At 47.3% G+C, this 21,899-nt stretch carries 23 protein-coding genes and 1 pseudogene; 2 read left to right on the top strand and 22 right to left on the bottom strand.

Features of this window, described 5'->3' with window-relative positions; all coding sequences use genetic code 11:
• Window positions 1-143 precede the first annotated feature (143 nt).
• From ACX4JR_RS08660 to flgL (ACX4JR_RS08610), 11 genes are all read right to left on the bottom strand, one after another.
• Window positions 144-362, bottom strand: a complete 219-nt coding sequence (locus ACX4JR_RS08660; protein WP_476060519.1) for a PIG-L deacetylase family protein — start codon at window positions 360-362, stop codon at window positions 144-146.
• A gap of 668 nt (window positions 363-1,030) precedes the next feature.
• Window positions 1,031-1,792, bottom strand: a complete 762-nt coding sequence (locus tag ACX4JR_RS08655; RefSeq protein ID WP_476057680.1) for a methionyl-tRNA formyltransferase — start codon at window positions 1,790-1,792, stop codon at window positions 1,031-1,033.
• Window positions 1,770-2,834 carry a UDP-2,4-diacetamido-2,4,6-trideoxy-beta-L-altropyranose hydrolase gene (gene pseG / locus ACX4JR_RS08650; RefSeq protein WP_476060518.1) on the bottom strand — a complete coding sequence of 355 codons (1,065 nt, stop codon included), beginning with the start codon at window positions 2,832-2,834 and terminating at the stop codon, window positions 1,770-1,772. The genes ACX4JR_RS08655 and pseG overlap by 23 nt, the downstream gene beginning before the upstream one ends.
• Complete coding sequence (locus tag ACX4JR_RS08645; protein WP_476060517.1) at window positions 2,834-3,553, bottom strand: cytidylyltransferase domain-containing protein; 720 nt, start codon at window positions 3,551-3,553, stop codon at window positions 2,834-2,836. The genes pseG and ACX4JR_RS08645 overlap by 1 nt, the downstream gene beginning before the upstream one ends.
• Before the next feature lie 47 nt (window positions 3,554-3,600).
• Entirely contained in the window at window positions 3,601-3,786 is a 186-nt protein-coding gene (locus ACX4JR_RS08640; protein WP_476060516.1) for a DegT/DnrJ/EryC1/StrS family aminotransferase, read from the bottom strand.
• The gene (gene pseC, locus ACX4JR_RS08635) at window positions 3,731-4,876 is read right to left on the bottom strand and encodes a UDP-4-amino-4,6-dideoxy-N-acetyl-beta-L-altrosamine transaminase (protein WP_476057679.1); all 1,146 of its coding nucleotides are present in this window, start codon (window positions 4,874-4,876) and stop codon (window positions 3,731-3,733) included. The genes ACX4JR_RS08640 and pseC overlap by 56 nt, the downstream gene beginning before the upstream one ends.
• 2 nt (window positions 4,877-4,878) lie before the next feature.
• Window positions 4,879-5,844: a UDP-N-acetylglucosamine 4,6-dehydratase (inverting) gene (gene pseB / locus ACX4JR_RS08630; protein WP_476060515.1), complete on the bottom strand. Its 966-nt coding sequence runs from the start codon at window positions 5,842-5,844 to the stop codon at window positions 4,879-4,881.
• Window positions 5,845-5,855: 11 nt separating this feature from the next.
• Window positions 5,856-6,482 carry a pseudaminic acid biosynthesis-associated methylase gene (locus tag ACX4JR_RS08625; protein WP_476057678.1) on the bottom strand — a complete coding sequence of 209 codons (627 nt, stop codon included), beginning with the start codon at window positions 6,480-6,482 and terminating at the stop codon, window positions 5,856-5,858.
• Window positions 6,483-6,533: 51 nt separating this feature from the next.
• On the bottom strand, window positions 6,534-6,827 hold the full coding sequence (locus ACX4JR_RS08620) for a hypothetical protein (protein ID WP_476057677.1): 294 nt from the start codon (window positions 6,825-6,827) through the stop codon (window positions 6,534-6,536).
• A gap of 4 nt (window positions 6,828-6,831) precedes the next feature.
• A complete protein-coding gene (locus ACX4JR_RS08615; RefSeq protein ID WP_476057676.1) occupies window positions 6,832-8,661 on the bottom strand; it encodes a motility associated factor glycosyltransferase family protein in 1,830 nt (609 codons plus the stop codon).
• Window positions 8,662-8,737: 76 nt separating this feature from the next.
• A complete protein-coding gene (gene flgL, locus ACX4JR_RS08610) occupies window positions 8,738-9,937 on the bottom strand; it encodes a flagellar hook-associated protein FlgL (RefSeq protein ID WP_476057675.1) in 1,200 nt (399 codons plus the stop codon).
• A gap of 248 nt (window positions 9,938-10,185) precedes the next feature.
• On the opposite strand from flgL (ACX4JR_RS08610), the gene ACX4JR_RS08605 reads away from it, so the two are divergent.
• Both ACX4JR_RS08605 and ACX4JR_RS08600 read left to right on the top strand, forming a co-directional pair.
• Window positions 10,186-10,464: a ribbon-helix-helix protein, CopG family gene (locus tag ACX4JR_RS08605; RefSeq protein WP_476057674.1), complete on the top strand. Its 279-nt coding sequence runs from the start codon at window positions 10,186-10,188 to the stop codon at window positions 10,462-10,464.
• Complete coding sequence (locus ACX4JR_RS08600) at window positions 10,461-10,868, top strand: type II toxin-antitoxin system VapC family toxin (RefSeq protein ID WP_476057673.1); 408 nt, start codon at window positions 10,461-10,463, stop codon at window positions 10,866-10,868. The genes ACX4JR_RS08605 and ACX4JR_RS08600 overlap by 4 nt, the downstream gene beginning before the upstream one ends.
• Window positions 10,869-10,921: 53 nt before the next feature.
• Here the strand turns inward: ACX4JR_RS08600 and ACX4JR_RS08595 are convergent, their stop codons facing one another.
• The 11 genes and pseudogenes from ACX4JR_RS08595 to ubiB all read right to left on the bottom strand — a co-directional run bounded on the left by ACX4JR_RS08595 (window position 10,922) and on the right by ubiB (window position 21,883).
• Window positions 10,922-11,281, bottom strand: coding sequence for a flagellar protein FlaG (locus ACX4JR_RS08595; RefSeq protein WP_476057672.1), 360 nt, complete (start codon window positions 11,279-11,281; stop codon window positions 10,922-10,924).
• A 15-nt stretch (window positions 11,282-11,296) separates the two neighbouring features.
• Window positions 11,297-12,247: a flagellar hook-associated protein FlgL gene (gene flgL, locus ACX4JR_RS08590; protein WP_476057671.1), complete on the bottom strand. Its 951-nt coding sequence runs from the start codon at window positions 12,245-12,247 to the stop codon at window positions 11,297-11,299.
• A 24-nt stretch (window positions 12,248-12,271) separates the two neighbouring features.
• A complete protein-coding gene (flgK, locus tag ACX4JR_RS08585; protein ID WP_476057670.1) occupies window positions 12,272-13,756 on the bottom strand; it encodes a flagellar hook-associated protein FlgK in 1,485 nt (494 codons plus the stop codon).
• Window positions 13,757-13,904: 148 nt separating this feature from the next.
• The gene (locus ACX4JR_RS08580; RefSeq protein ID WP_476057669.1) at window positions 13,905-14,408 is read right to left on the bottom strand and encodes a flagellar protein FlgN; all 504 of its coding nucleotides are present in this window, start codon (window positions 14,406-14,408) and stop codon (window positions 13,905-13,907) included.
• Window positions 14,409-14,412: 4 nt separating this feature from the next.
• On the bottom strand, window positions 14,413-14,712 hold the full coding sequence (gene flgM / locus ACX4JR_RS08575; RefSeq protein WP_476057668.1) for a flagellar biosynthesis anti-sigma factor FlgM: 300 nt from the start codon (window positions 14,710-14,712) through the stop codon (window positions 14,413-14,415).
• A 63-nt stretch (window positions 14,713-14,775) separates the two neighbouring features.
• Complete coding sequence (locus ACX4JR_RS08570; protein WP_476057667.1) at window positions 14,776-15,840, bottom strand: protein-glutamate methylesterase/protein-glutamine glutaminase; 1,065 nt, start codon at window positions 15,838-15,840, stop codon at window positions 14,776-14,778.
• A complete protein-coding gene (locus tag ACX4JR_RS08565; RefSeq protein WP_476057666.1) occupies window positions 15,824-17,953 on the bottom strand; it encodes a chemotaxis protein CheW in 2,130 nt (709 codons plus the stop codon). Before ACX4JR_RS08565 ends, ACX4JR_RS08570 begins: the two co-directional genes overlap by 17 nt.
• 10 nt (window positions 17,954-17,963) lie before the next feature.
• Window positions 17,964-18,451: pseudogene (locus tag ACX4JR_RS08560) on the bottom strand (chemotaxis protein CheW).
• 26 nt (window positions 18,452-18,477) lie between these two features.
• Window positions 18,478-19,260, bottom strand: coding sequence for a flagellar motor protein (locus tag ACX4JR_RS08555; protein ID WP_476057665.1), 783 nt, complete (start codon window positions 19,258-19,260; stop codon window positions 18,478-18,480).
• 45 nt (window positions 19,261-19,305) lie between these two features.
• Entirely contained in the window at window positions 19,306-20,109 is an 804-nt protein-coding gene (locus tag ACX4JR_RS08550) for a flagellar motor protein MotB (protein WP_476057664.1), read from the bottom strand.
• A gap of 106 nt (window positions 20,110-20,215) precedes the next feature.
• The gene (gene ubiB / locus ACX4JR_RS08545) at window positions 20,216-21,883 is read right to left on the bottom strand and encodes a 2-polyprenylphenol 6-hydroxylase (RefSeq protein ID WP_476057663.1); all 1,668 of its coding nucleotides are present in this window, start codon (window positions 21,881-21,883) and stop codon (window positions 20,216-20,218) included.
• Window positions 21,884-21,899: the final 16 nt, after the last annotated feature.

Below are 21,899 nucleotides of genomic sequence, written 5' to 3'. Positions count from 1 at the left end.
ATCATGTGATCTATGTTCAAGTCGTTTCTATTGTGGGTATATATGATCTCTGGGTTGATTGTCTCTACATCTTATTCAACGATCTCGATTACGCCTAAAAGGGACACCAGCATCAAAGCAGTTGTCAGGTAAGTTATGCAAGATTACAGTTTTTTTGCGCCAAGAACTTGGGCCATTTGGCGAACACTATTTTGGAGTTCTTCTATCTGTTTTGTGTCTGCGTCACTCCGGTTCCTGTAACGAGAAGCGATTCCTTCCCTGAGAATAGAAATGTATATCTCACAACTTTCCTTTACTAATCTGGCGATTGTCCACCCACAGCCCAATACCTCGTCATCGGGGTGGGCAGCGACAACAAGAATCTACCTCATTTTGGTTCCTCCACTGGCGGGATGGCAACGCCAGCTACAATTTTTCCGTCATTTCAAAAAGCCTTTGTAAATCAAAAAAGCTTTTGGGTAACCTTTTACATCTAACATTCCAGCTTTTGTAAGAAGGATAAATGAGGAATTTCGCTTTCTTCGGGTAGGCGACATTTAAAGACCACAATATCTCTGCTTTGTGGTTCGGGCTCTAATCGTTCAAAAATGATTTGGCAGATCATTTTCGCAGCAAAATAAGTTGCACGTATGTATATTTCCTCCAGCATTTCCTTCAAGGCAAAGGTCTTCCTTCAAATAAACAAGACCGGCATCGATTTCTGAAGTCATCCGCAAGGCAGAGAGTTTAGTGTGGCGATGCCCTCCAACTATGAGGTTTTGCAACGGGCTTCCACCCCGCCCATAGGGAACATCACTCATGTGAAAGCAGATACACTTATAGTTTTCCACAATCTCGTCTGGAATCTTCCACGACCAGTGGAGGGCAAAGACATAACGAGGATTCAGTTTTGACAGTAATTCGCTTGTTAGCTGTTCGGGGGAGTCTAAAAAGTGCCAGGACCCCGGGTAATTTTTAATAATATTATCGAAGACTCGTCGGTTCTATGGTTTGCTCCCAAGGACGAGGCAAGTATTCAATGCCCCCATCGTTACTCTTCCTCACCGTATTCAAGTTGGAGTCTCATGTAAATCTTTTTCCCGTTCTCTCTAAAAAATGCCCCTTTGTAAGGGGGAAAGGTGCGCGCTTTGAGTATGTTAATGAGATCGCGCGCAATATAGGAGCGGTTCAGGTCAATCTCATCGATTGCATCGACATCTCGTGTGCAATGATAGGTTCCTTCTCCACGTTTTTGTGGTTTACGGGGAGCTCTACCGGTCTTGATGAATGGCCACGCTTCCTGAAACAATTCAATAGAAGCGCGTTCAAGTTTACGGTACAGTGTCTCTCCTGTATCGGTTGGTTCAATTGGAACCTCTTGCTGGGATATGATATCTCCAGTATCTATCCCTTCATCAATGTAATGTAAGGTTACTCCAGCAGGGGTTCCTTCAACAATACTCCAGACGTTGGGATACTGGCCGCGATTATAGGGCAGAAGGGATGGGTGTAAGTTGATTACACCTTTAGGAAAAATTGATATAAAATCAGGTTTTAGGATATAGCCGAATAGAACAGAGAGACCAATATCAGGAGTGAGATCATGTATTAACTTTACTATTTCAGGCTTTGACAATTGTGAACCATCAAAGATTCTGTCTGAGGGAAGATCTGCCTCTTGTAAAATTTCCTTAACATATTTTTGCTTTCCTTGTGGGTGAATTACTAAACCCACTATATTTTCTCCTTGTTTTTTTAGCCATTTTAGGACCTGCCACCCGACCCAGTTGTTACCAAGATATAGAATCCTCATTTGTGCCTCCTAAAGTGAGTAATGCCTTCACAACTCGAGTGTTTCCATTACCGTCCACCAACTTTTTACTCCGACAATTAATTTTTGTTCGCTCAGCAGCGGATACTAATAATTGTTCCAATTTATGAATTACTACTGCCGAAGAAAGTCTGTGATGCCAACCTAAATTTAGAGATGCACCAACTGCCTCAAGTTGGCTGGCAATTGGTTCCTGGTTTTCAGCAAGAATCACGATAAGGCCTGGTAATCCCATAAAGGCAAGTTCCCAGCAGGTACTGCCTCCTCCGGAAATTGCCACATCAGCCCACGCCATCAATGCAGCCATGTCCTTAACGTTTTTTTTCAAAGTAATGGGAATTTGTGAAATTTTGACTATAGACTGTAATTCTTCGTAATGAGGGTTGCTTCCTCCCACCACAACTGTTGCCTCAAGACCTTTTATATTTAGATTTTGTAAAGCTTTAATGACCTTCTCGGTCACGTTGTGGGGATCGCTGCCTCCCAAAGTAACCAGCACTTTTCGGGCTACCTGCGGAATTTCCCGCTTCCACCCCTGCCACTTCAGGAATTCTCTCCGCAAGAGAACGTAGCGAGTGCCTAGAAGCAGCTTAGTGTAAGGTTCTCTGTGGATATACATATTTTGATGAGCATGCATGTTTTGGTTGAGGACTAGATCTGCATAGTAATGCTCTGAATGGGCATTGTCATCTATGAAAAGAAGCTGCAAGCCAGCCCTTTTTATAATCTGCTGGTATTGGGCACCAAAGTGGTAGCCGTCGAGGACAACCCAATCAGCCCTTAATTCGTGTGCTATTTCTGCTGTTCGATGTGCATCTTCATTACTGCCAACCTTGGTTCTCAGATGTATGACGTTCATTCCTTCATCTTTTAGACGGCCTTCAAGAGCGGGACACTTCGTGGCCATTATAAAGGTGGCCTCTCCGCCTGCGTCTTGCCAGCCCTGGGCCAGGGCCAAGCAGCGCATTAGGTGACCCGTGCCAAGATGAAAAGAAGCATCTAAGCGGAATAGCGCCACTTTCATCACTTGTGCAACCCTTTCTGCTGTACATGGGCGTTAATTTTAACCAAATCGGGCTCGGCGTCTAACAGCTCAATAACTTCTTCCGTATGAAAGTACCTGCCATTCTGGCCAAGCCTGCTATAAATAGCTCTGATAAGCTCAAGGTCTTCTGCTGTGTCCACCGTAAGACGCAGGTCGGGACGATGTAATTTTCCTTCAGCTTTTATTCCTTGTAGTTTAAAGATGCCCGGATTGAGATAAAAATACGGCGTTACGTGTTCCCGCTGGTAACTTTCTCTTGCCTCAAAGTAAGCTTTTTCCAGTGCCTCAAAAGAAAAGACTTCTGTATCCAGGCCGCGGGGAAATGTCCGCTTTAAGATGTTAGAAGTATAATCAGCATCTGAGTTTAGGTGGCGTTTAACTACTTCATCAACGATAATAGGGTCAATTAAAGGACAATCCCCAGTCAGCCTTACTACTACGTCCGCATTAAAAACTTTTGCAGCTTCGTAGTACCTTGAGAGCACATCGTCTTCTGAGCCGCGAAAGACTAATACGCCGTTTTTGTAAAGTAATTCTGCCAGAGCATCGTCACCTGCGGCAGTAGAAGTGGCTATGATGATTTTATCAAGCCTTCCTGCCCGGCTTAATCTATGCAGCACTTGCTCAATCATAGTTCGTCCAGCAATTTCTTTCATCACTTTGCCCGGCAGGCGGGTAGAACCCATGCGCGCCTGGATTATAGCCGTAACATTTATTTTTACTCTCTCCCCTTCTTAATTATTTTCTAAGTACGTTTCACCGTTTTTTTAACCGCTTCTATTACTCTCCTTACATCCTCATCCTTCATAGCCGGAAAAAGCGGTAACGTTAATGCCCGCTCGTAATACCATTCTGCAGTTGGACATATTCCTTTTTTAAGGATAAACTTCCCTGATGACCGATTTGAGGTTGTTAATAACTCGTTCCGCATCTGCATCCGACATAGCCGGGAATATTGGCAAAGAAAGACATCTCTTATAATAATCTTCGGCAACAGGACACAAACCCTTTTGATAACCAATTTTTTGGTAATAAGGGTGCCAGTAAACAGGAATGTAATGTACCTGTACGCCGATGCCCCGCTCATGCAGGGCCTCATACACCTGTCGCCTGGGCGGGTTTTTTCCCTGTAGCCTTATTACATATAAGTGCCAGGCGGAATCTCTATCAGGGAAAGTAACCGGTACTTGGATTTCGGCAATGTCTTTAAATTTTTCATTATAAAGTTGAGCTATTTCCCTGCGTCTTTTTAGAAACCTGTCAAGCTTTTTAAGCTGACTTATTCCCAGGGCACACTGAATATCTGTAATGCGATAGTTAAATCCTAGAAATTGCATTTCATAGTACCATGGACCGTGATATTCCGATAGCTTCTCTTTATCTCTCATAATGCCATGGTTGCGAAAGCTTAAAAGTTTTTGGTAATATTCTTCGTTATTGGTTGCAACGGCTCCTCCTTCACCGGTAGTGATGTGCTTTACCGGGTGAAAGCTAAAAATTGTCATATCTGCTATCGAACCTATAGGTTTGCCTTTGTAGGTTGCACCTAGGGCATGGGCTGCATCCTCTACTACCACTAATTTATGTTTTCGGGCAATTTCCATAATGGGGCCCAGGTCGGACGGTTGTCCTGTAAAATCTACAGGAGCTATCACCCTGGCGCGAGATGAAATAACTCCTTCTATGTGTTCCGGATTTATGTTAGCAGTTTGCTCTTTTATATCAACGAAAACAGGTTTTGCTCCCAGATAACAGGCAGCATTGGCCGTGGCGGCAAAAGTAATGGGAGAAGTTATAACTTCGTCTCCTTCTTCTACTCCGGCACAGAAGTAAGCTGCATGAAGCGCGGCTGTTCCGGAACTGAAGACCACCACATATTTGGCTCCAACCCGCTCAGCTAATTGTTTTTCAAATTCCTGTATTTTGGGTCCTGTGGTAAGCCAATCGGAGCGGAGAACTTCCAATACCGCCTGTATGTCATCTTCTTCGATGTATTGCTTGCCATAAGGTATGTAGTCCAAGCTTAGTCACCAACCATTTTTCTCAGTTCTTCTACGGAGAGCCATTGATCGTTAGTGTCACTGCTGTATCTAAAACCATCCGGGAGCGGTTTTCCCTCTTTCCAATTATCCTTTCCCCACCAGGGAAACTGGGGCTGGATGACATAAAAATTATCTAATTCCACAGTGTGGCGGGCATCGTCCTCCGGAATCATCACTTCATGTAATTTTTCTCCAGGTCTTATACCTATGTATTTTATATTGCATTCCGGGGCTATGGCTTCAGCCAGGTCGGTAATTTTTATACTTGGTATCTTGGGGACAAAGATTTCACCGCCATACATATTTTTGAGGCAGTAGAGTACAAATTCTACCCCTTGGTCAAGAGTAATCCAAAAACGTGTCATTCGGGGATCCGTAATGGGTATGGTACCGGTTTTTTTCATCTTTTTGAAAAAGGGTACGACACTTCCCCGACTGCCTACTACATTGCCGTAGCGGACAACGCTAAAACGTGTTTCTCTTTTACCGACGTACGAGTTACCTGCAATAAATAGCTTGTCCGCACAGAGTTTGGTAGCACCATAAAGGTTGATGGGGTTGGCGGCTTTATCTGTGCTGAGTGCTATCACTTTTTTTACGCCTTTGTCTATTGCCGCATCAATTATGTTCTGGGCGCCTAGTATATTTGTTTTGACTACTTCAAAGGGATTATATTCAGCAGCAGGAACTTGTTTTAATGCGGCAGCATGAACCACTATATCTACATCATCAAATGCGCGATAAAGACGATCTTTATCACGCACATCACCAATAAAAAAGCGCAGGCGCGGGTCGTTAAATTTTTGGGCCATTTCGTATTGTTTGAGTTCGTCACGGCTGAAAACAATCACTTTGGCAGGGTTATAAGAGATTAATACCTTTTCCACAAATTTCTTACCAAAAGAACCGGTTCCGCCGGTAATAAGTATTATCTTCCCGTCTAGCATTTTTTCCACCTTTAGCTACGTTTTTCTAATAAAAACCAGTTAATATCATCCTGAGAAAAGTTATAATCTCTATGATAAACAAATCCATAATCTATTAGCTTTAAATCTGAAAACCTGTCGAGAATCTCCCTGGGAAAATCACGCTTAAATAACTTGCCTCTGTGCTCTCGATACATCACTTCAACAGGAGTTGGGTTATAGTATTCGGATATTAAAATATATCTTTTACTTGTCTGGTATAACAGATCATAAACCCGTGACAACATTTGCGGATTAACATGAATTAGTACCCCTTTGGTAAAAACTAAATCCCTTTGATAATCGGGCTTAAAATCCAAGATAGACTGGTGGTAAATTTTTACCCCGACCACTCTCGACTTGAGCTGTCTTACAGCTTCATCGTTAATTTCTATAGCTGAAAGCTCAACCTCAGGTAGGAGTCGTTTTATTGCCAGTAAGTTAAAGCCAATATTAGAACCAAATTCTATTACCGATTTAATTAAACTGGTAGACTTCAATATCCTTGCAAATAATGCCGTATTTCTAGCTATCAAAGTTAAATCCTGATTTCTTCTAGTGTATTGATTACCAAATTCTGATGCCCAGAAATATTCTTGTTCTGTTTTATACTCAGGCATTTTTACATCCCTTTCTACTTACAAGGAACTTTTCCAAATAGACAGATAGGCTCATTTCATTAAAATAGATTTTAATTTATATTCCAATATGTCAGCAAGGACTATACCATTTTTATCCTCCATGGCTTTTAATAAATCAGGTAATAATTTAATTATTTCTTTTTGCATGTTTTGTATCAGAAGAAGGTTACTCTTATAAGTAATAATTTTCTCTAAAGAATCTATAATTTTTAGCACTAAATCCATAGCTTTTCTTTCTTTACCATTAATTAAATATTGCCATGAATTTGTGCATAAGTCAGCAACAGATAAAATATGTTTATATAAGATATCGCTGTTTTCCATAAGCTCAATCCTTACCTTCAGTAATTGATTGGAGTTCCTTATCTCCATATTCAATGGCGTTAAGAATGATTAAACAGAGCTCATAGATTTTAGAGTAGTACCTTTTTTTAGATTCTAATTGTTTCCTAATTTCTTTTAATTCATTATCACTTTTAAAATAAAGATTACTAAACAAAAAGTTATATACACCTGTTTCTTTGCTTAAAACTTGATTAAAAAAGTTTAATTTAGTTAGTTTTCTTTCTGACTGTTTAATAATTATGGCCAACTTTTGAAAGTCATGTTTTTCTGCATTTTTCAATGTGGTAATAATTTCGCCGCAGTATTTTTGAATTAACTTTGTCTGGTCCTCTATTTCTTGTATAATTGTTTTGATTTTTTCCGGTGTTACAATATACTTATTTTTTTTATAAACTTCTTTTAGTTTTTGAGTTATATTATAGTTTTTAGTAAGTTCTTGTTTTTTTACATCTTCTAACGTAGAATCTATAGCCCCGGCTATGGGTAAGCCATGCCTGGTGCAATTAATAAAGGTAGTATTAGGGTGTTTTTTTATGATCCTTTCAGTAGACCATCGCATGGCCAACATGGCTCGCGTAGTATAAACTATCTCCCCTTGTTTATTTTTAATTTCTATGTAGCCTTGCTTTTTTAAAGTTTCTGCATCGACTTCATTAAAATAAGTAGCGCCCCTGGCATAGGTTTGGTTTTTGGAATAGCATAAATCCTGTCCGGCCAGGATGATAGGATTACAACCCATTTTTGCTAATATATCCAGGATGGAAATAGAAACTGAACCACCGGAAGCAATGGGTATACAAGATTGTCCTAGTTTATTGTAAATATATTTATCAAAATTGTGCAAAGCAAAGAAAAACTTCTCTTTCTTAAATAAGGGTAGTACTTTATAATTAACCATAAAACTGAAAAATAAAATTATATCTTTGTTATGAAAGTTATTGGTAAAAATTTTATATTCACCATAACCGCCGTCAATGGCACCCACCGCATGACCTTTAATACCGTGGCTATCCAAAACTGAAAAGGCGCTACCTACCGGAATAATAAGTGCCCTATCATAAAGCTCTTTTAAAATTTCCAAATTCTCTTCTAAAGAGGGCCCAGCTCCCACCATAATGGCCGGGATACTTGAGAATATATTGGAAAATTTTTCTATTGTTACAGAGCCGGCTAATTGTTTGAGATTTAAAATATAATTTTGGAACCATTGTTTATCATGTGCCATGATAGTATTGACGGTTACTAATAAGGTATTTATGTTTTCTTTTATAGACATTTCTAACTGTTTAATATGATCTTTGAAAATGTAATGATATCCGGGTAATGGAGCAAAGAAAAACTTTACACTTTTTTCCTGGTTAATAATTTCTGAAAGTAGGTTTGAAATTTCCTCCAGGCGGCTATCTTGGATAAAATATAGTTTATGTTTTTCCAATATAGTGAGATCAAAAAAATGTAGGTTGTAATAAAAAATTTCCTCATCGGGTTCTATAAGGAATACTGTACAGGGTAGATCTTTCTGTAAAAGTTCTTTGAGTTCATACCCTAGGCCCATACCATAGATAATAAGAATTTCATAATTAAAAATATTCTGCTGTACATATTCGAGCCAAAAAGAACATTGCCTGGCCATATTATAATTACTATAAACAGGATATTCTTTATCCCCAATTTTTTTGATCAAATTAAATTCGCCCTGAAAGTTTTTTGTTAAAAATGTATTTTCAGGTATTATGTTTTTTGTTTTATTGTATATGGCGAAGTTATTTTTTTTCAACCACCTAAGGTTTTTGTTAAATAGTTTTTTATTCATGAATCCTCCCCGTCCTATGGGGAATTATCCCAAAAAAACCAGCCATGAGAAGGCTGGCTTTTTTGGGATTGATATATTACCGCAGAAGCTGAAGAATCCCTTGAGGTTGCTGGTTAGCTTGGGCCAACATGGCTTGAGCTGCTTGGGCGAGTATATTCAACTTGGTGAACTCCATCATTTCTTTGGCCATATCCACATCTCTAATGCGAGATTCGGAAGCGGTCAGGTTCTCAGCGGCTGTACCCAGGTTATTAATGGTGTGTTCCAGGCGGTTCTGAATGGCACCCAGCTTAGAACGCTCAGTGGAAACCTTCTCAATAGCATTGTTAATTGTAGAAATAACGGCGTTAGCGCCATATTTATCAGTTACATCAACTGCATTCCCACTGCTGTCTTTAATTCCCAGTGCTTCAGCCCGCATGTCATTGATACCGATTTGCATATTTTGACCGGAATTGGCACCAATGTGGGTTGTAATTGATTTGCTGGTATCAGTGGTTCCAGCCTCATATTTATTTAAAACTATAGTAAAACTTTCGCCAGATTTAAATTTGCCAAAATTATCTATGGCAAAAGTCACGACAGCACCCGTAGCGATTACGCCAGAGGCAAATGTGAATGTGGCATTAGTTGTACTGACAGTAATCTTGCTGCTAGCAATTACATTACCTAATGAATCCCTAAACTCATATGCACTTTCAGCATTGGTGGCTTCTGTAATGCGAGTAATGGTGATGGCACCATTTACAATACATTTATCCGCAATATTGGTAGCCGCGCCTGTCGCAGCCGATAAAGTGGCGGCACTATTGGCTTGGATGGTGTAGGTACCTTTCTTTTCAGGGTTTACACCTACTACTGATCCGTCCAACAACTTTTTGGTGTTAAACTCGGTGGTATTGGCAATACGATCAATTTCGTCGGCTAATTGGTTAATTTCGTCCTGGATGGATTGGCGATCAGCGTCAGTGTTGGTATCATTAGCAGCCTGTACAGCCAATTCCCGCATGCGTTGCAGGATAGAGTGGGTTTCGTTTAATGCGCCTTCAGCGGTTTGCAATAAGGAAATTGTATCCTGGGCGTTGCGGGAGGCTTGCTCTAAGCCCCGGATTTGACCGCGCATTTTTTCTGAAATGGCTAGACCTGCGGCATCATCACCTGCACGGTTAATACGAAGGCCAGAAGAAAGTTTTTCTAATGATTTTTGAGTAGCCATATTGTTGATCGTCAACTGACGATACGTGTTAAGGGCTGCGATGTTATGGTTAATTCTCACAGGTCATTCCCCCCTTAAAGATAGAATTTGCATCCCTGTACTGGAAATTCTCCCGGTGGCCACCTTAAGGGAAAATTTCCCTCGCTATTGTATTCGGTTATTTTAAGGCTTACTTTAGGGTTTGTTAAAAAATTTTGAGTCCGGCTCGGGAATGTAGACGAAAAAAATTATCTGAATTGTTGACGTTATAGTGATGTAATAATAAAGTATATTTAAGCATGATTACATTGCTGTGGAGGAGGGAGTTTATGGTACGTACTCAGGTGCAACTTACGGAAGAGCAGTACGCGGCGTTAAAGACGGTGAGTGCTGCTGAAGGTGTTTCCGTAGCGGAATTGATTCGCATGGCGCTGGACAGGCTGCTGGAAACACGGGGAGCAACTGGTTTAAAGGACCGCACTGAGAGGGCTATTGCCGTGGCGGGCAAGTTCAGGTCGGGGCTGGGCGATCTTGCGGAACAACACGACGAATATTTTGCAGAGGCGGCTAACCATGAATCTCGAATGAAACTTTCGGAGCAGAGGTGATTATTATAGCGGCTGTATATATTGATACTTCGGCTTTTTTAGCGGTTTTGGATGCCGATGACCGCTGTCACAGGCATGCGGCCGCTGTGTGGGAAAAACTGTTGCGCTCGGAAACCCGCTTGGTATGCAGCAGTTTTGTTTTAATTGAAACTTGCGCGCTGATGCAACGCCGCTTCGGAATAGATGCCCTACGTTTATTCCACGAAGATATATACCCGGTACTTGATGTATACTGGGTGGATTCCACGCTCTACGGGGCCGGGATGGATGCCGTGTTAACCGCGGGGCGGAGAAATCTCAGCCTTGTGGACTGCATCAGTTTTGCATTGATGCGGCGTCTCGGCATTAAAAAGGCTTTTGCTTTTGACATACACTTTTCGGAACAGGGTTTTGAAGTTTTATAAGATATGGAAAGCAAGAAAGATAAAGGGCTGCCCCGACGGCAGCCCTTTCCGTTTTAGAAGTATTCATCGATTAAAAGGCCTTTGTTATTTTCCATTCCCCATACGAGCCGGGGCAGTTCTTCCGGCTGCAATTGCCGGGAATTTCCGCTCTCAGTGTTTTGCATGTTGATAAAAATTTTTCCCTCTTCTTTTTTCACTGCAAACTCCAGGGGCAGGTTGTGGGCCCGGGCGTTTTCATTGAGTTTTTCCACGGCCTTGTTAAGGGCGTTTTCGTCCAGGAAGGTGGCGGTTTCCCGGTCTTTCACCAAATTTTCCGTGCCGTCGGGCTTGCGCTGCTGCTGTTCCTGCACCTGCCGGGCCGCCACGTCGTCGTGGGTGGCCAGTCCCTGCAAGCCGCCGTCTCCTATTTTCACCGGTTTCACCTCCCTTTACTTGAGGAAGTTTAAGAGGCTGGTTTGGAGAATACTGGCCCCCGCGGCCAGGGACGTCTGGTATACCAGCTGCTGCTCGCTGAGGTCAATGGACAGCCGGGCTATGTCGGCGGACTCGATATTTTCCAAGACCTGAGAAAGGGTGATTTCCTGGTCCAGCATTTGTTGTTTGACGGCTTCGAAGTGGCGGGTGCGGGCGCCAATGGCTACCCGGTATTTGAGGACGTTGTCCAGCTGGTCTTGTATGTCGCCAATTAGCGAGTTTACCGTTTCATGTTTTCCGCTTTTAAGGGCGTTCCGCAAGTTTAAAAGAGTATCAAACAGGCCTCCGGATACTTCAGCTTCTCCACTGCTTTCAAGGGTGTTGCTGTCTACATTGCCGAAGACGCCTGTAGAATTGCTGCTATTGTCGAGAACGCCGGGGGCGTCCACGGTATGTTCGGAAAGGTTGGCTATTTCACGGGTAATTCTTTTAAGGTCACCCTTATAAATAATGATGTCGCCGCTGCGCTCGAAGGGCGGGCGGTGATTGGTTCTTCCCGCAAAGATGTACTTGCCCCCGGCGGTGGTGTTGGCCACGTCGACCAGTTCATCGATCATTTTGTCAATTTGCTCGGCGATGGCTGCCATGTCTTCTCTGGTCAGGGTGCCGTTGGCGCCTTGCACGGCCAGTTCGCTGGCCTCGGCCAGTATTTCCCCCACTGTGCCCAGGGCGGCATCGGCGGTGTATAAATAGGCCAGCCCGTCATCGATGTTCTGGGTGTACTGCTTGTTTATTTCCCGCTGGGCCTTCACGGCCATGAGGTGGCTGGTTTTCGTGGGGCTGTCGCTGGGCCGCAGAATTGTTTTTCCAGTGGACAGCTGTTCCTGGGTCCGGGAGAGCCGGGAGAGGTTATTCTGTATGTGCTGTTTGAGGGCGTTTCCGATCATCAAGTTAGTCACGCGCACGGGGCGTTCCCCCTTTGAGAAATATTAGACGGCCATGCGGTTGATCAGGGTATCCAGGATATCGTCCAGAACGCTTAATACCCTGGCGGAGGCCTGGTAGCCGTACTGGAATTCAATCACGCGGCTGAGCTCTTCGTCCAGGGACACGCCGGAGGTAGATTCCCGCAGGCCTTCTATCTGATCCAGTATGGCCCGCTGGTTTTCGTGCATGTTTTGGGCCGATTCGGTCAGGGCTCCTATTTCGGCGATATAGCCCTGGTAATAACCTTCCAGGGTGCTATCACCCAGATCTTCAAGATGATTATTCCGCAACCGGGCTACGCCCAGAGCTTCGGTGCCGTCCAGCTTTTCAGGATTATCAATTAGTTCTTCGTTAACGTAAATTTGGCCCGCTGTCCTGCTGTCACCCGTAACCGTACTGCCGTCGGCGTCTTTGAATTCCCAGAAATCCTGCGGCAGTGTTTCATCGTCCGGGTCGTACAGGGCGTTTACCGCGTCCGCCAGGGAGCGGGCGAGCTTGTTCAATTTGTCAATGAAGTGGTTATTGTCTTCCCACGCCGATACGATGCCCACCAGGCTGCCGGTGCCGTTGTTGACCCGGTCGTTGAGGAGGACACTCCCCGTTGTTCCTATATTCAAGGTTATTTCCCTGTTAACATTATCGTAAGTTATACTGACGCCTTGTCGAACCACCTGCAGGCTGGTGCTGTCTGTTTGAATTAAAGCCTCTCCGAACATGGTAAGGTTGATGCCGCCGGTGTTCTGCCCGCGGCTGTCCGTAACTTTTTCCACTTCTATAGGCCCGAACCCCGCCAGCTCATCCAGCAGGGCGTCCCTTTTGTCCAGGAGGTCGTTGGGCTGGCGGCCTTCCCGCTTGACCCGGATGATGGATTCGGTTACGCCTGCAATGCGGTCAACCAGCTCGTCAATTCTGCTTTTCTGGTCGTATAGCTTGCCGCCTTTAATTTCCCTGGTGGTCTCGTCGATGTCAGTCATAATACTCTTGTTTACATTTTCCAGCTGGTTATATGTCTCCCTGAACAGCCTGGCCAGTTCTTTCCCCGACTCCACCACTGCCGACTTGATGCCGGCGTCCTGGGGGGTGTTGTTCAGGTCGTGCCAGTCGCTGAAGAAATTGATCAGTACTTCCTGGATGCCCCGGCCGTCGGGCTCCGGGAAAATGGACTCTACCTGTTCCAGTATCTCCAGCCGGCTTTCCCAGAATTTCTCGGCTGAGGTGGAGTCCCGGTACTGGGCGTCCAGGTATTCGTTGCGGATGCGCCGTATCTCGCTGATTTTTACTCCGCTTCCCAGCTGCCCCGGGGCGGTGCTGGAGTTTAGGGAGGGTGCGGGGTAGGGGGAACCGGCGGCGTGCACCGCCTCCTGGCGGCTGTATCCAGGGTTGTTGGCGTTGGCTATGTTGTGGCCCGTTACTTCCAGGGACTTCTGGTGCGCCATGAGCCCCCGGCGGGCGATTTCGATTCCGAAGAATGTTCCGGGTCCGGACATTCAAAACACCTACTCAAAAGAATTTATTTTGACGGGATTAACAGGATTGAACAGGATAAAAAAGTTATGGAAGTATTCGTTTTGGCAAAAAAAGCCTGTAAAATTTGTTGGCCCTATTTCAATATTTTGTATTGAGGCTATTAAAATGTTATACAGATTTATTTATTCTGGACTTGTTTTCATGGCCTGGTTTTATACTGCCGTTTCGGGTATAGCCGGCGTTTGGGGCCTGCGCGCAAATGATGTTGAGCATAAAATTCGTGAACTGCAAGGCCTGGCGGGTAAGAGTTCTGTTCAACTCGTTGACCTGCTGCAGGTTGTTTATTTTTTCTTTCAGAGAAAGCCCGAGCTTCTTCAGCTGCCCGCGCTCTGGGTCGCCTGCGCGAGCCGCCAGCTCCCGCAGGGCCGACCCCGCGGGTAGGCCTAGTTCTTTTTCCAGGGCCCCCTGCACCTGCACGCGCTTTTTTTCCAGGGCCCTTAGCCCGGCTGAAAGGATGTTTTGCCGCTGCACGATTTGCTGCAGTTTTTTGATATCGTTTTTGCGCAGGCATTCCGCCTGCTCCTCCCCGGCAGATATAAGCCGGTCGATTATTTCCTCCTGCTCTTTTAGCAGCCGCTGGAGTTCCGAAAAGAGCTGTTCCTTCGTCTTCATGCTTTTATACCTTTTCGTCCAGGAGTCTTTCCCGGATCATTCCTTCGGCGATTTTTTCCGGGGAAGGTTTGTAAGTGCCTTCTTTTATCCTGGCCTTGAGGGATGCCACCAGTTCCTGTCTGACCCCGGGCCGCTTTTGCAGCTCCAGGCGGTATTTCTGCAGCTCCCGGGCTTCCCTGGATATTTCCAGCCGGTCGTTTCGGGGGATGCCGGGAGTTTTAGGCATATTCCGGTTATCTTTTTGGTTTTTAATCTGGGATGTATAGGTTTCCAGGGCTTTCAGCCCGTTGGGGTTTATTTTCACGGTACCGACCTTCTTTCCTTGTGGTTGCCTTATTATAATTAATCGGCACGGAATGGCCGGACTTTACACCCTTTTAATAATTTCAGCGGCAATTTGGTGCAGGGGCAGCACGGTGCTGGCCGCGCCGGCTTCCACGGCGGCCCTGGGCATGCCGTACACCACACAGGTACTTTCGTGTTCGGCAATGGTATAGGCGCCGGCCTGCTTTAAAAGGCCCATTCCCCTTGCGCCGTCTTTACCCATGCCGGTGAGCAGCACGCCCATGGCCCGGCTGCCGTAAACTCTGGCCGCCGAGGACATCACCCCGTCTACGGAAGGGCGGAATTCTCCGGGCTTTAAGGAGCGGCCCAGACCTTCATCCAGTTTTACGGTAACCTGTTTTCCGGCAGCGCGGAATTCCAGGTCGAATCCTGCCGGGGCCACCAGTATTTTCCCCGGCTCCACCGGGTCATTTTGCCGGGCGTGGCGCACTTGCATGCGGCACCTGCGGGCCAGGTGGTCGGCCATGGGGCCGCTGAAGCCCCTGGGCAGGTGCTGCACCACCACCACGGCGGCGGGAAAGTTTTCGGGAAGGGCGGGAAGCAATGTTTGCAGGGCGGCGGGTCCCCCGGTGGAGGACCCTATTACCACCAGGTCGATTTGCCCCGGTTCGGGAGGTTGCACCCTCCTGGGAAGCAGGGCTTTGGGTGGTACGGGCGGCGCCGTTTTTTTCTTTATTTTATGTATGGCGGAAGAGAGCACCGCCGCGGTGATTTTTTCTGTTAGCTGGTCGATTATATTTTTCACTTCCGCGGGGCTGGAAGGCTTGGGTACGAAATCCACCGCCCCGGAGGAGAGGGCCTGCATGGTGGTTCTGGCCCCGGAAGTGGTGAGGGTGCTCAGCATGATTACCGGAACGGGACACCGGTGCATTATTTCCTTTAATGCCGCCAGGCCGTCCATTCGGGGCATTTCCACGTCCATGGTGGCGGCTTCGGGCTTGAGGGCGCATATTTTCTCCACCCCTTCCCTCCCGTCCGCCGCCGTGGCGAGCACTTTAAATTTCCCCGTTTCTTCCAGGAGGCGGCTTATCAGGAGCCTCATTAAAGCGGAGTCGTCCACCACGACTACTCTAATTGGCTGCCGCATAGGCCATATCCTCCGGGCTTGCGCCCAGCTTATTAATTATTCCCCGAGCGTCCACGATCAGGGCTACCTTGCCGTCACCCAGTATGGTAGCCCCGGAGAGGCCGTCGATTTGTCCCAGATAGGAGCCCAGGGACTTGATGACTATTTCCTGTTCTCCCAGCAGCCGGTCCACTATGACGCCCACCTTTTTGTCCCCTGAGCCCAGTACAACTACGCAAATTTTACCCTCTTCTCCTGCCGTGGACTGCTGGTTGAAAATGTCCGAAAGCCGCACCAGGGGCAGGATCGAACCCCTTACCACCACCACTTCACTGTGCCGGACCATTTTTATTTCGTTCCTTTCTATGACCAGGGTTTCCACTATGTGGGTTAGCGGGAAGGCATAGGTGTGTTCACCCAGGGCAACCATAAGGGTCCGGATAATGGCCAGGGTGAGGGGAAGTTTAATGGTAAAGGTGGTTCCCTTGCCCGGGGCGGTGCTGAATTCCACCGACCCGTTTATCTGCTCGATTTGGTTTTTAACGATGTCCATTCCCACACCTCGTCCCGAAATGTCGTTGACATTTTCGGCGGTAGAAAAGCCCGGGGCAAAAATGTACTCCAGCACTTCCCTGTCGCTCAACCTCCCGGCCTGTTCCGGCGATACCAGGCCCTTTTCAACTATCTTTTGGCGGATCTTAGAGACGTCCATGCCCCTGCCGTCGTCTTCCAGGGTGATAACAATATGGCTTTCCACGTAGGAAGCCTTCAATTTAACCGTTCCGGTGCGGGGTTTGCCCAGTCTCTCCCTTTCCTCCGGGGGTTCAATGCCGTGGTCAATGGCGTTGCGCAAAAGGTGAATGAGGGGATCGCTGATAACCTCTATTACGTTGCGGTCCAGTTCGGTTTCCTTGCCTTCCACGATAAAATCTACTTCTTTGTGCATTTTATGGGCTATATCCCGCACCATGCGGGGCAGGCGGTTAAATACGTAGGAAACGGGAAGCATGCGGGCTTTCATGATTTCATCCTGGAGGCCGGTGGTAACCTGGCCCAGGTGGTTGGATATTTCCATAATTTCTTCGGCCAGCTCGTTCGAGCCGTACTGGCTTTCAAAAATTTCCACAAAACGGTCGAGGCGGGTGCGGTCTATCACCAGCTCGCCCACCAGGTTCATCAGCGTGTCCAGTTTTTGAACGTCAACGCGAACGGTCTTTGAGGCGGGGGATTTTTTATCCCCGTCTCCCGGGGCGGCTTTTTGCTGCTGCCCGGCCGGGGGACTTTCCCCGGCGGCCCGTGTTCCGCTGCCCCCGGTCTGTTCATCGCCGGACGGCTGTTCCTGTTTTTCTTCAATTTTTACCTGCTTTACATGTACATCCTCTACTTCGGCCACGGAAAGGACCAGGTTTCTGATCCGGTCGGCGTCCTCTTTGGTTAACAGGATAACTGTAAAATGCCTGTCAAACTGGCCTTCCTGCAATTCTTCAGCCGGCGGGCTGCTTTTGATTATTTCCCCGGCCTGCTGGAGGGTTTCAAAAATAAGGAAAGTCCTGACTTCTTTCATCTGGCAGTCCGAGCTTAATAAAACGGTAATCCAGTAGGCCTGGTAGTCCTTTAGCTCGGCTTCCCGGATCAGGGATTCTTCCACGTCTTCCAGCGGGGGGAGCTGGATGCCGGCTGCCGAAATTTCACCGGGCTGTGCCGGGCTTGGGGCAGGGAGTGACTCTTGCCGGTCGTCCTGCGCGTCAGGGGCTTCTGCCCCCTCTTGAAATTTCCTTATTCTGGCCACCACGGGTGCCGTATCCACTTCTTCCCCTTCACCCGTTATTTCGTCCCGCAGGGCGTGCAAGGTGTCCAGGGCATCAAAAAGGGCATCTATCAGGGCAGGTGTCACCTGCAGTGTTCCCCGGCGCAGCTGGTCGAAAAGATTTTCAATTTCGTGGGTAAGGGCTGACATTTTATCGTAGCCCATTACCGCCGACGAACCCTTGATGGTATGGGCGGCCCTGAATATTTCGTGGAGGATTTCCGGGCTGCCCCCTTCCTTCTCCATTAATAACAGGTTGTCACTGATAACCTGGATTTTCTCGTCCAGTTCTTCCATGAATACGGCAATTTCCACATCGGAAAACATTTGTCTCACCTCAAGCCAGTTGTTCCGAAGTCACCATGGACTGCAGAACTTCTTTTTCTTCGTCGTACAGTACCCTGGCCAGGTCCAGCAAAATAATCATTCTTTCGTCCAGGAGGGCTATACCGCTTAAAAAAGACTGGTCCACACCGGTAATTACGGGCGGTGGCGGTTTTATATTGTCCGCGGGTACCCGCAGCACTTCGGAAACCGAGTCCACAATTATGCCCATGCTGGTATTGTCCATATCCACTATTATGATTCTTGTTGAATGGGTATGTTCCGCCCCTTGCAATCAAATCTTTTTCTGAGATCCATTACCGGTACAGCACTGCCGCGGATTTCAATGATTCCTTCAATAAAGTCAACTGAGCGGGGTATGCTTGTAATTTTTTCCATTCTGATAATCTCCCGTACGGCAGATATGGGTACCCCGTAGGTTTGTTCTCCCAGGGTGAATACAACCACTTGTTGGTCTTCGAAAGAATTTGCGGGTGCCATTTAATCACGCTCCCGTAGGGGGTATTTTAAAGTTCCTCTTCGCCTTCAACGGAACTTTCCCGGTAAGCCGGGGCAAGGAAGGCGGTGAGGCGTTCCCTGATTAAAATAGGGTTGTAACCGGCCTGAAGGGATATAATTCCTTCCATCATGAGCTCGCGCACCAGCAATTCCTTTTTGCTCAGGTTTTGCAGCTTGGCGCTCAAGGGCAGCCAGAATAAATTGGCGCTGGCCACTCCGTACAGCGTGGCCATAAAGGCCACGGCGATGGCGGGGGCCATTTTTTCCGGGCTGGATATGCTGCCCAGCACGTGAACCAGCCCCATTACCGTACCGATAATGCCCATGGTGGGGGCGTAGCCGCCCGCGGCCTCAAAAATGGCGGCGCCCACCCGGTGCCTCTCTTCCAGGTTATAGAGTTCGGTTTCCAGAATGTTTTTCACCACTTCCGGGTCGGTTCCGTCAACCACCAGCTGGATTCCCTTGCGCATAAAGGGGTCTTCCACTTCTTCGAGGCGGTTTTCCAGGTACAAGAGGCCCTCCCGGCGGGCTTCCTCGGCCAGCGTAACTACCAGTTCTATAATATCGGCGGGTTCCGGCTGTTTGGAAAAGAAGGCAATGCGCAATAACTTGGGGACGGTTAGGACTTCCTTCGGGGAAAAAGCAATGACGGTGGCCCCGATGGTGCCGCCGAACACAATTATGGCTGCACTAAGTTGAAAAAGGGCCCCTACGTGGCCGCCTTCCAGAAGGAACCCGCCTACCAGCGCGATTGTTCCTAAAATAAGGCCTCCAATAGTGGTGAGTTCCATGGCTATCCCTTTCTGTCGTTAATTGTCTAATTGATTCATAAAAATTTACTGTTCCAGGACCGGACCGGTAATGACTGGAGTAGTATCAGGAGGTGAGGCCGTTCTTGCCGCTTCCGGTTCCGAGCCCTCGTATTTGCTGCGCAAAATGACAATATCCACCCTCCGGTTAAGCTGCCGGTTTTCCGGAGAATTGTTGGGTACCCGGGGGCGGTATTCCCCGTAGGCCACTGCCGATAATCGCCCCGGTTCGAAGTCGGCTGTTTTTAGCAGCTGCTGCAGCACGCTGATGGCCCTGGCCGCCGAGAGTTCCCAGTTGGACGGGTACCTGCTGGTATGTATGGGTAAGTTGTCCGTGTGTCCTTCCACCCGGATGTAATTATTTGTTTCCAGGAGAACCGGGGCCACTTCTCCAATGAGTTTTTTGGCTTCCGGCGTCAGTTCAGCCGAGCCAAGGGCAAAGAGCACGTCTTCCTGGAAGCTGAGTACGATGCCCCTTTGTTCGGTGGTGGCGGTAATTTTGGCTGAAAGTCCTCTTTCCCGGGCAAAGGCTTCCAGTTTCCGGCGAATATTTTCCAGTTCCTGCTTTTCGGAAAGCTCATCACCAGGGCTTTCGCTGGCTCCCGGTACAAAAGAAGGCCCGGGACTTTCCATGATCATTCCCCCGGCCCCCATGGCTTCGGCCAGGGAGGCTGCCAGGGCTTGAAACTTATGGGCGTCAACCCTGCTGATGGCGTACATAACAATAAAAAAAATGAGTAAAAGGGTTATCATATCGGCGTAGGTAATGAGCCAGCGCTCCAGGTTGTTGTGGGATTCTTTTTTTCTTGCTCTCCGCCTGGATATAAGCACCACCCCTAAAGCCGCATTTTGGCTTCAGTGAATTAATATTCTCCTTTGTGATGGAACTTCCTGCCTGGCAGATTAATTTGTCGGAATTTATGTGTCGAAATTGCACTCAGAGTCTTCCGGAGCGCATGATGGAAATGGTCAGCAGCAGTCCCGCCAGGACACTGCCGAAAAGAGCTATTTGTTCCACCGGGACGCCCCGGAGTGTCAAACCTTTACCGGCCAGTAAGGCTGCGCTTACTGTCAGTCCCGCGGTAACTACACTTAAGGCGATTCTGTTTGATATTTTGTGCAGGTGCCTGATGATAATGTCCTGCCGGGGGTTTTCAGCCTTAATTTTGAGCTCGCCGCCGGCCAGCAGATCCAGCAGTTGATTTAGCTGCCGGGGCAGGCGGGCGAGCATATCGCGGTATTCGGGGAGGTTTTCTGTTATAATTTTGCGTATTGCCCGGGGGCCGTACCGCTGGGCCAGCAGTTCTTTGCCCAGGGGTTTCAGTATTTCAACAATACTCAGTTGCGGGTCAAGTTTCAGGGTAATGCCTTCCAGGGTAATGAGGGCCTTTACCATTAAGGTGAATTCAGTGGGGACGCGAATATTATACTTAAAGGCCAGTTGCATGATGTCCCCGAGGGATTCGGAGACACTGATATCCTTTAAAGGGATCTCGTAATATTTATCTCTCAGGCGTTCAATATCGCGCCTGAGGGCGGTAAAGTCAATACTTCCGGGCACTACGCCCAGGCTTACTATGGCCCGCACCACTTCCCGGCTGTTGCGGTGGATGAGGCCCAAAACCAGGTTGATAATTTTTTCTCGAATTTCATCGTCAAGCCGGCCTACTATGCCAAAATCCATAAAGACAATTTTTTCATCCGGAAGGGCGGCAATATTTCCGGGATGGGGGTCGGCATGAAAGAAGCCGTATACGAAAATCTGTCTCAACAGGGCATCGGCCAGTTTTCGGGCCACTGTTTTTTTGTCCAGGTTCTCTTTGTCCATTAACTCCGGCTTACTTAGTTTTATCCCTTCTATGCACTCCATGGTCAAAATTTTGGCGGTGGTATAGTCCCAGTAAATCTCAGGGATGCGAACATCACCGTCATGTGCAAAATTTTTGCGGAAGGTTTCTGCATGCTTGCCTTCAACAGTAAAATCCAGTTCTTCGTGCAGAATACGGTCAAATTCTTCAACCATTTTTACTAAACTGTAATTCCGCCTCCACGGGTTGCGGCGGTCTGCCAGGCGGGCCAGGTCATACAGTATTTCCAGGTCTGCTTCCATTACTGTCTTTATACCGGGGCGCTGCACCTTTACCACCACTCTTTCGCCGGTGGCCAGAACGGCCCGGTGTACCTGGCTGATGGAAGCGGCCGCCAGGGGTTCCTTCTCAAAGGATGAAAAAATATTTTCCAGGCTTGTGCCCAGTTCCATTTGAACCCTTTCCCTGACATTGTTAAAGGGGAAAGGAGGCACTTCATCTTGCAGTTTTGATAATTCCGCCACGTACTCGGCGGGCAGGAGGTCGGAGCGGGTAGACAAAAGCTGGCCCAGTTTTATGAAGGTGGGACCCAGTTCTTCCAGTATAAGGCGCAGGCGCCTTGCCCTGGAGGCGGGCGGGCTGTCCTTTTTTTCGCGATACTTGGGCCGGGGAAAATTGATAAATTCGGCCAGGCCCAGTTGATTTAACAAATAGCCGAATCCGTGCTTGGCCAGAACGTGGGCGATTTCCCGGTAGCGTTTAAAATGTTTATAGCGCTTGCGGAGGTGAAATTGCAAGGGATATTCCCCCCCT

The organism is Desulfofundulus sp. JL263-se, assembly GCF_056316025.1.
The sequence above is the reverse complement of the archived record's forward strand: the minus strand, read 5'-3'. Positions and strand labels throughout refer to the sequence as shown.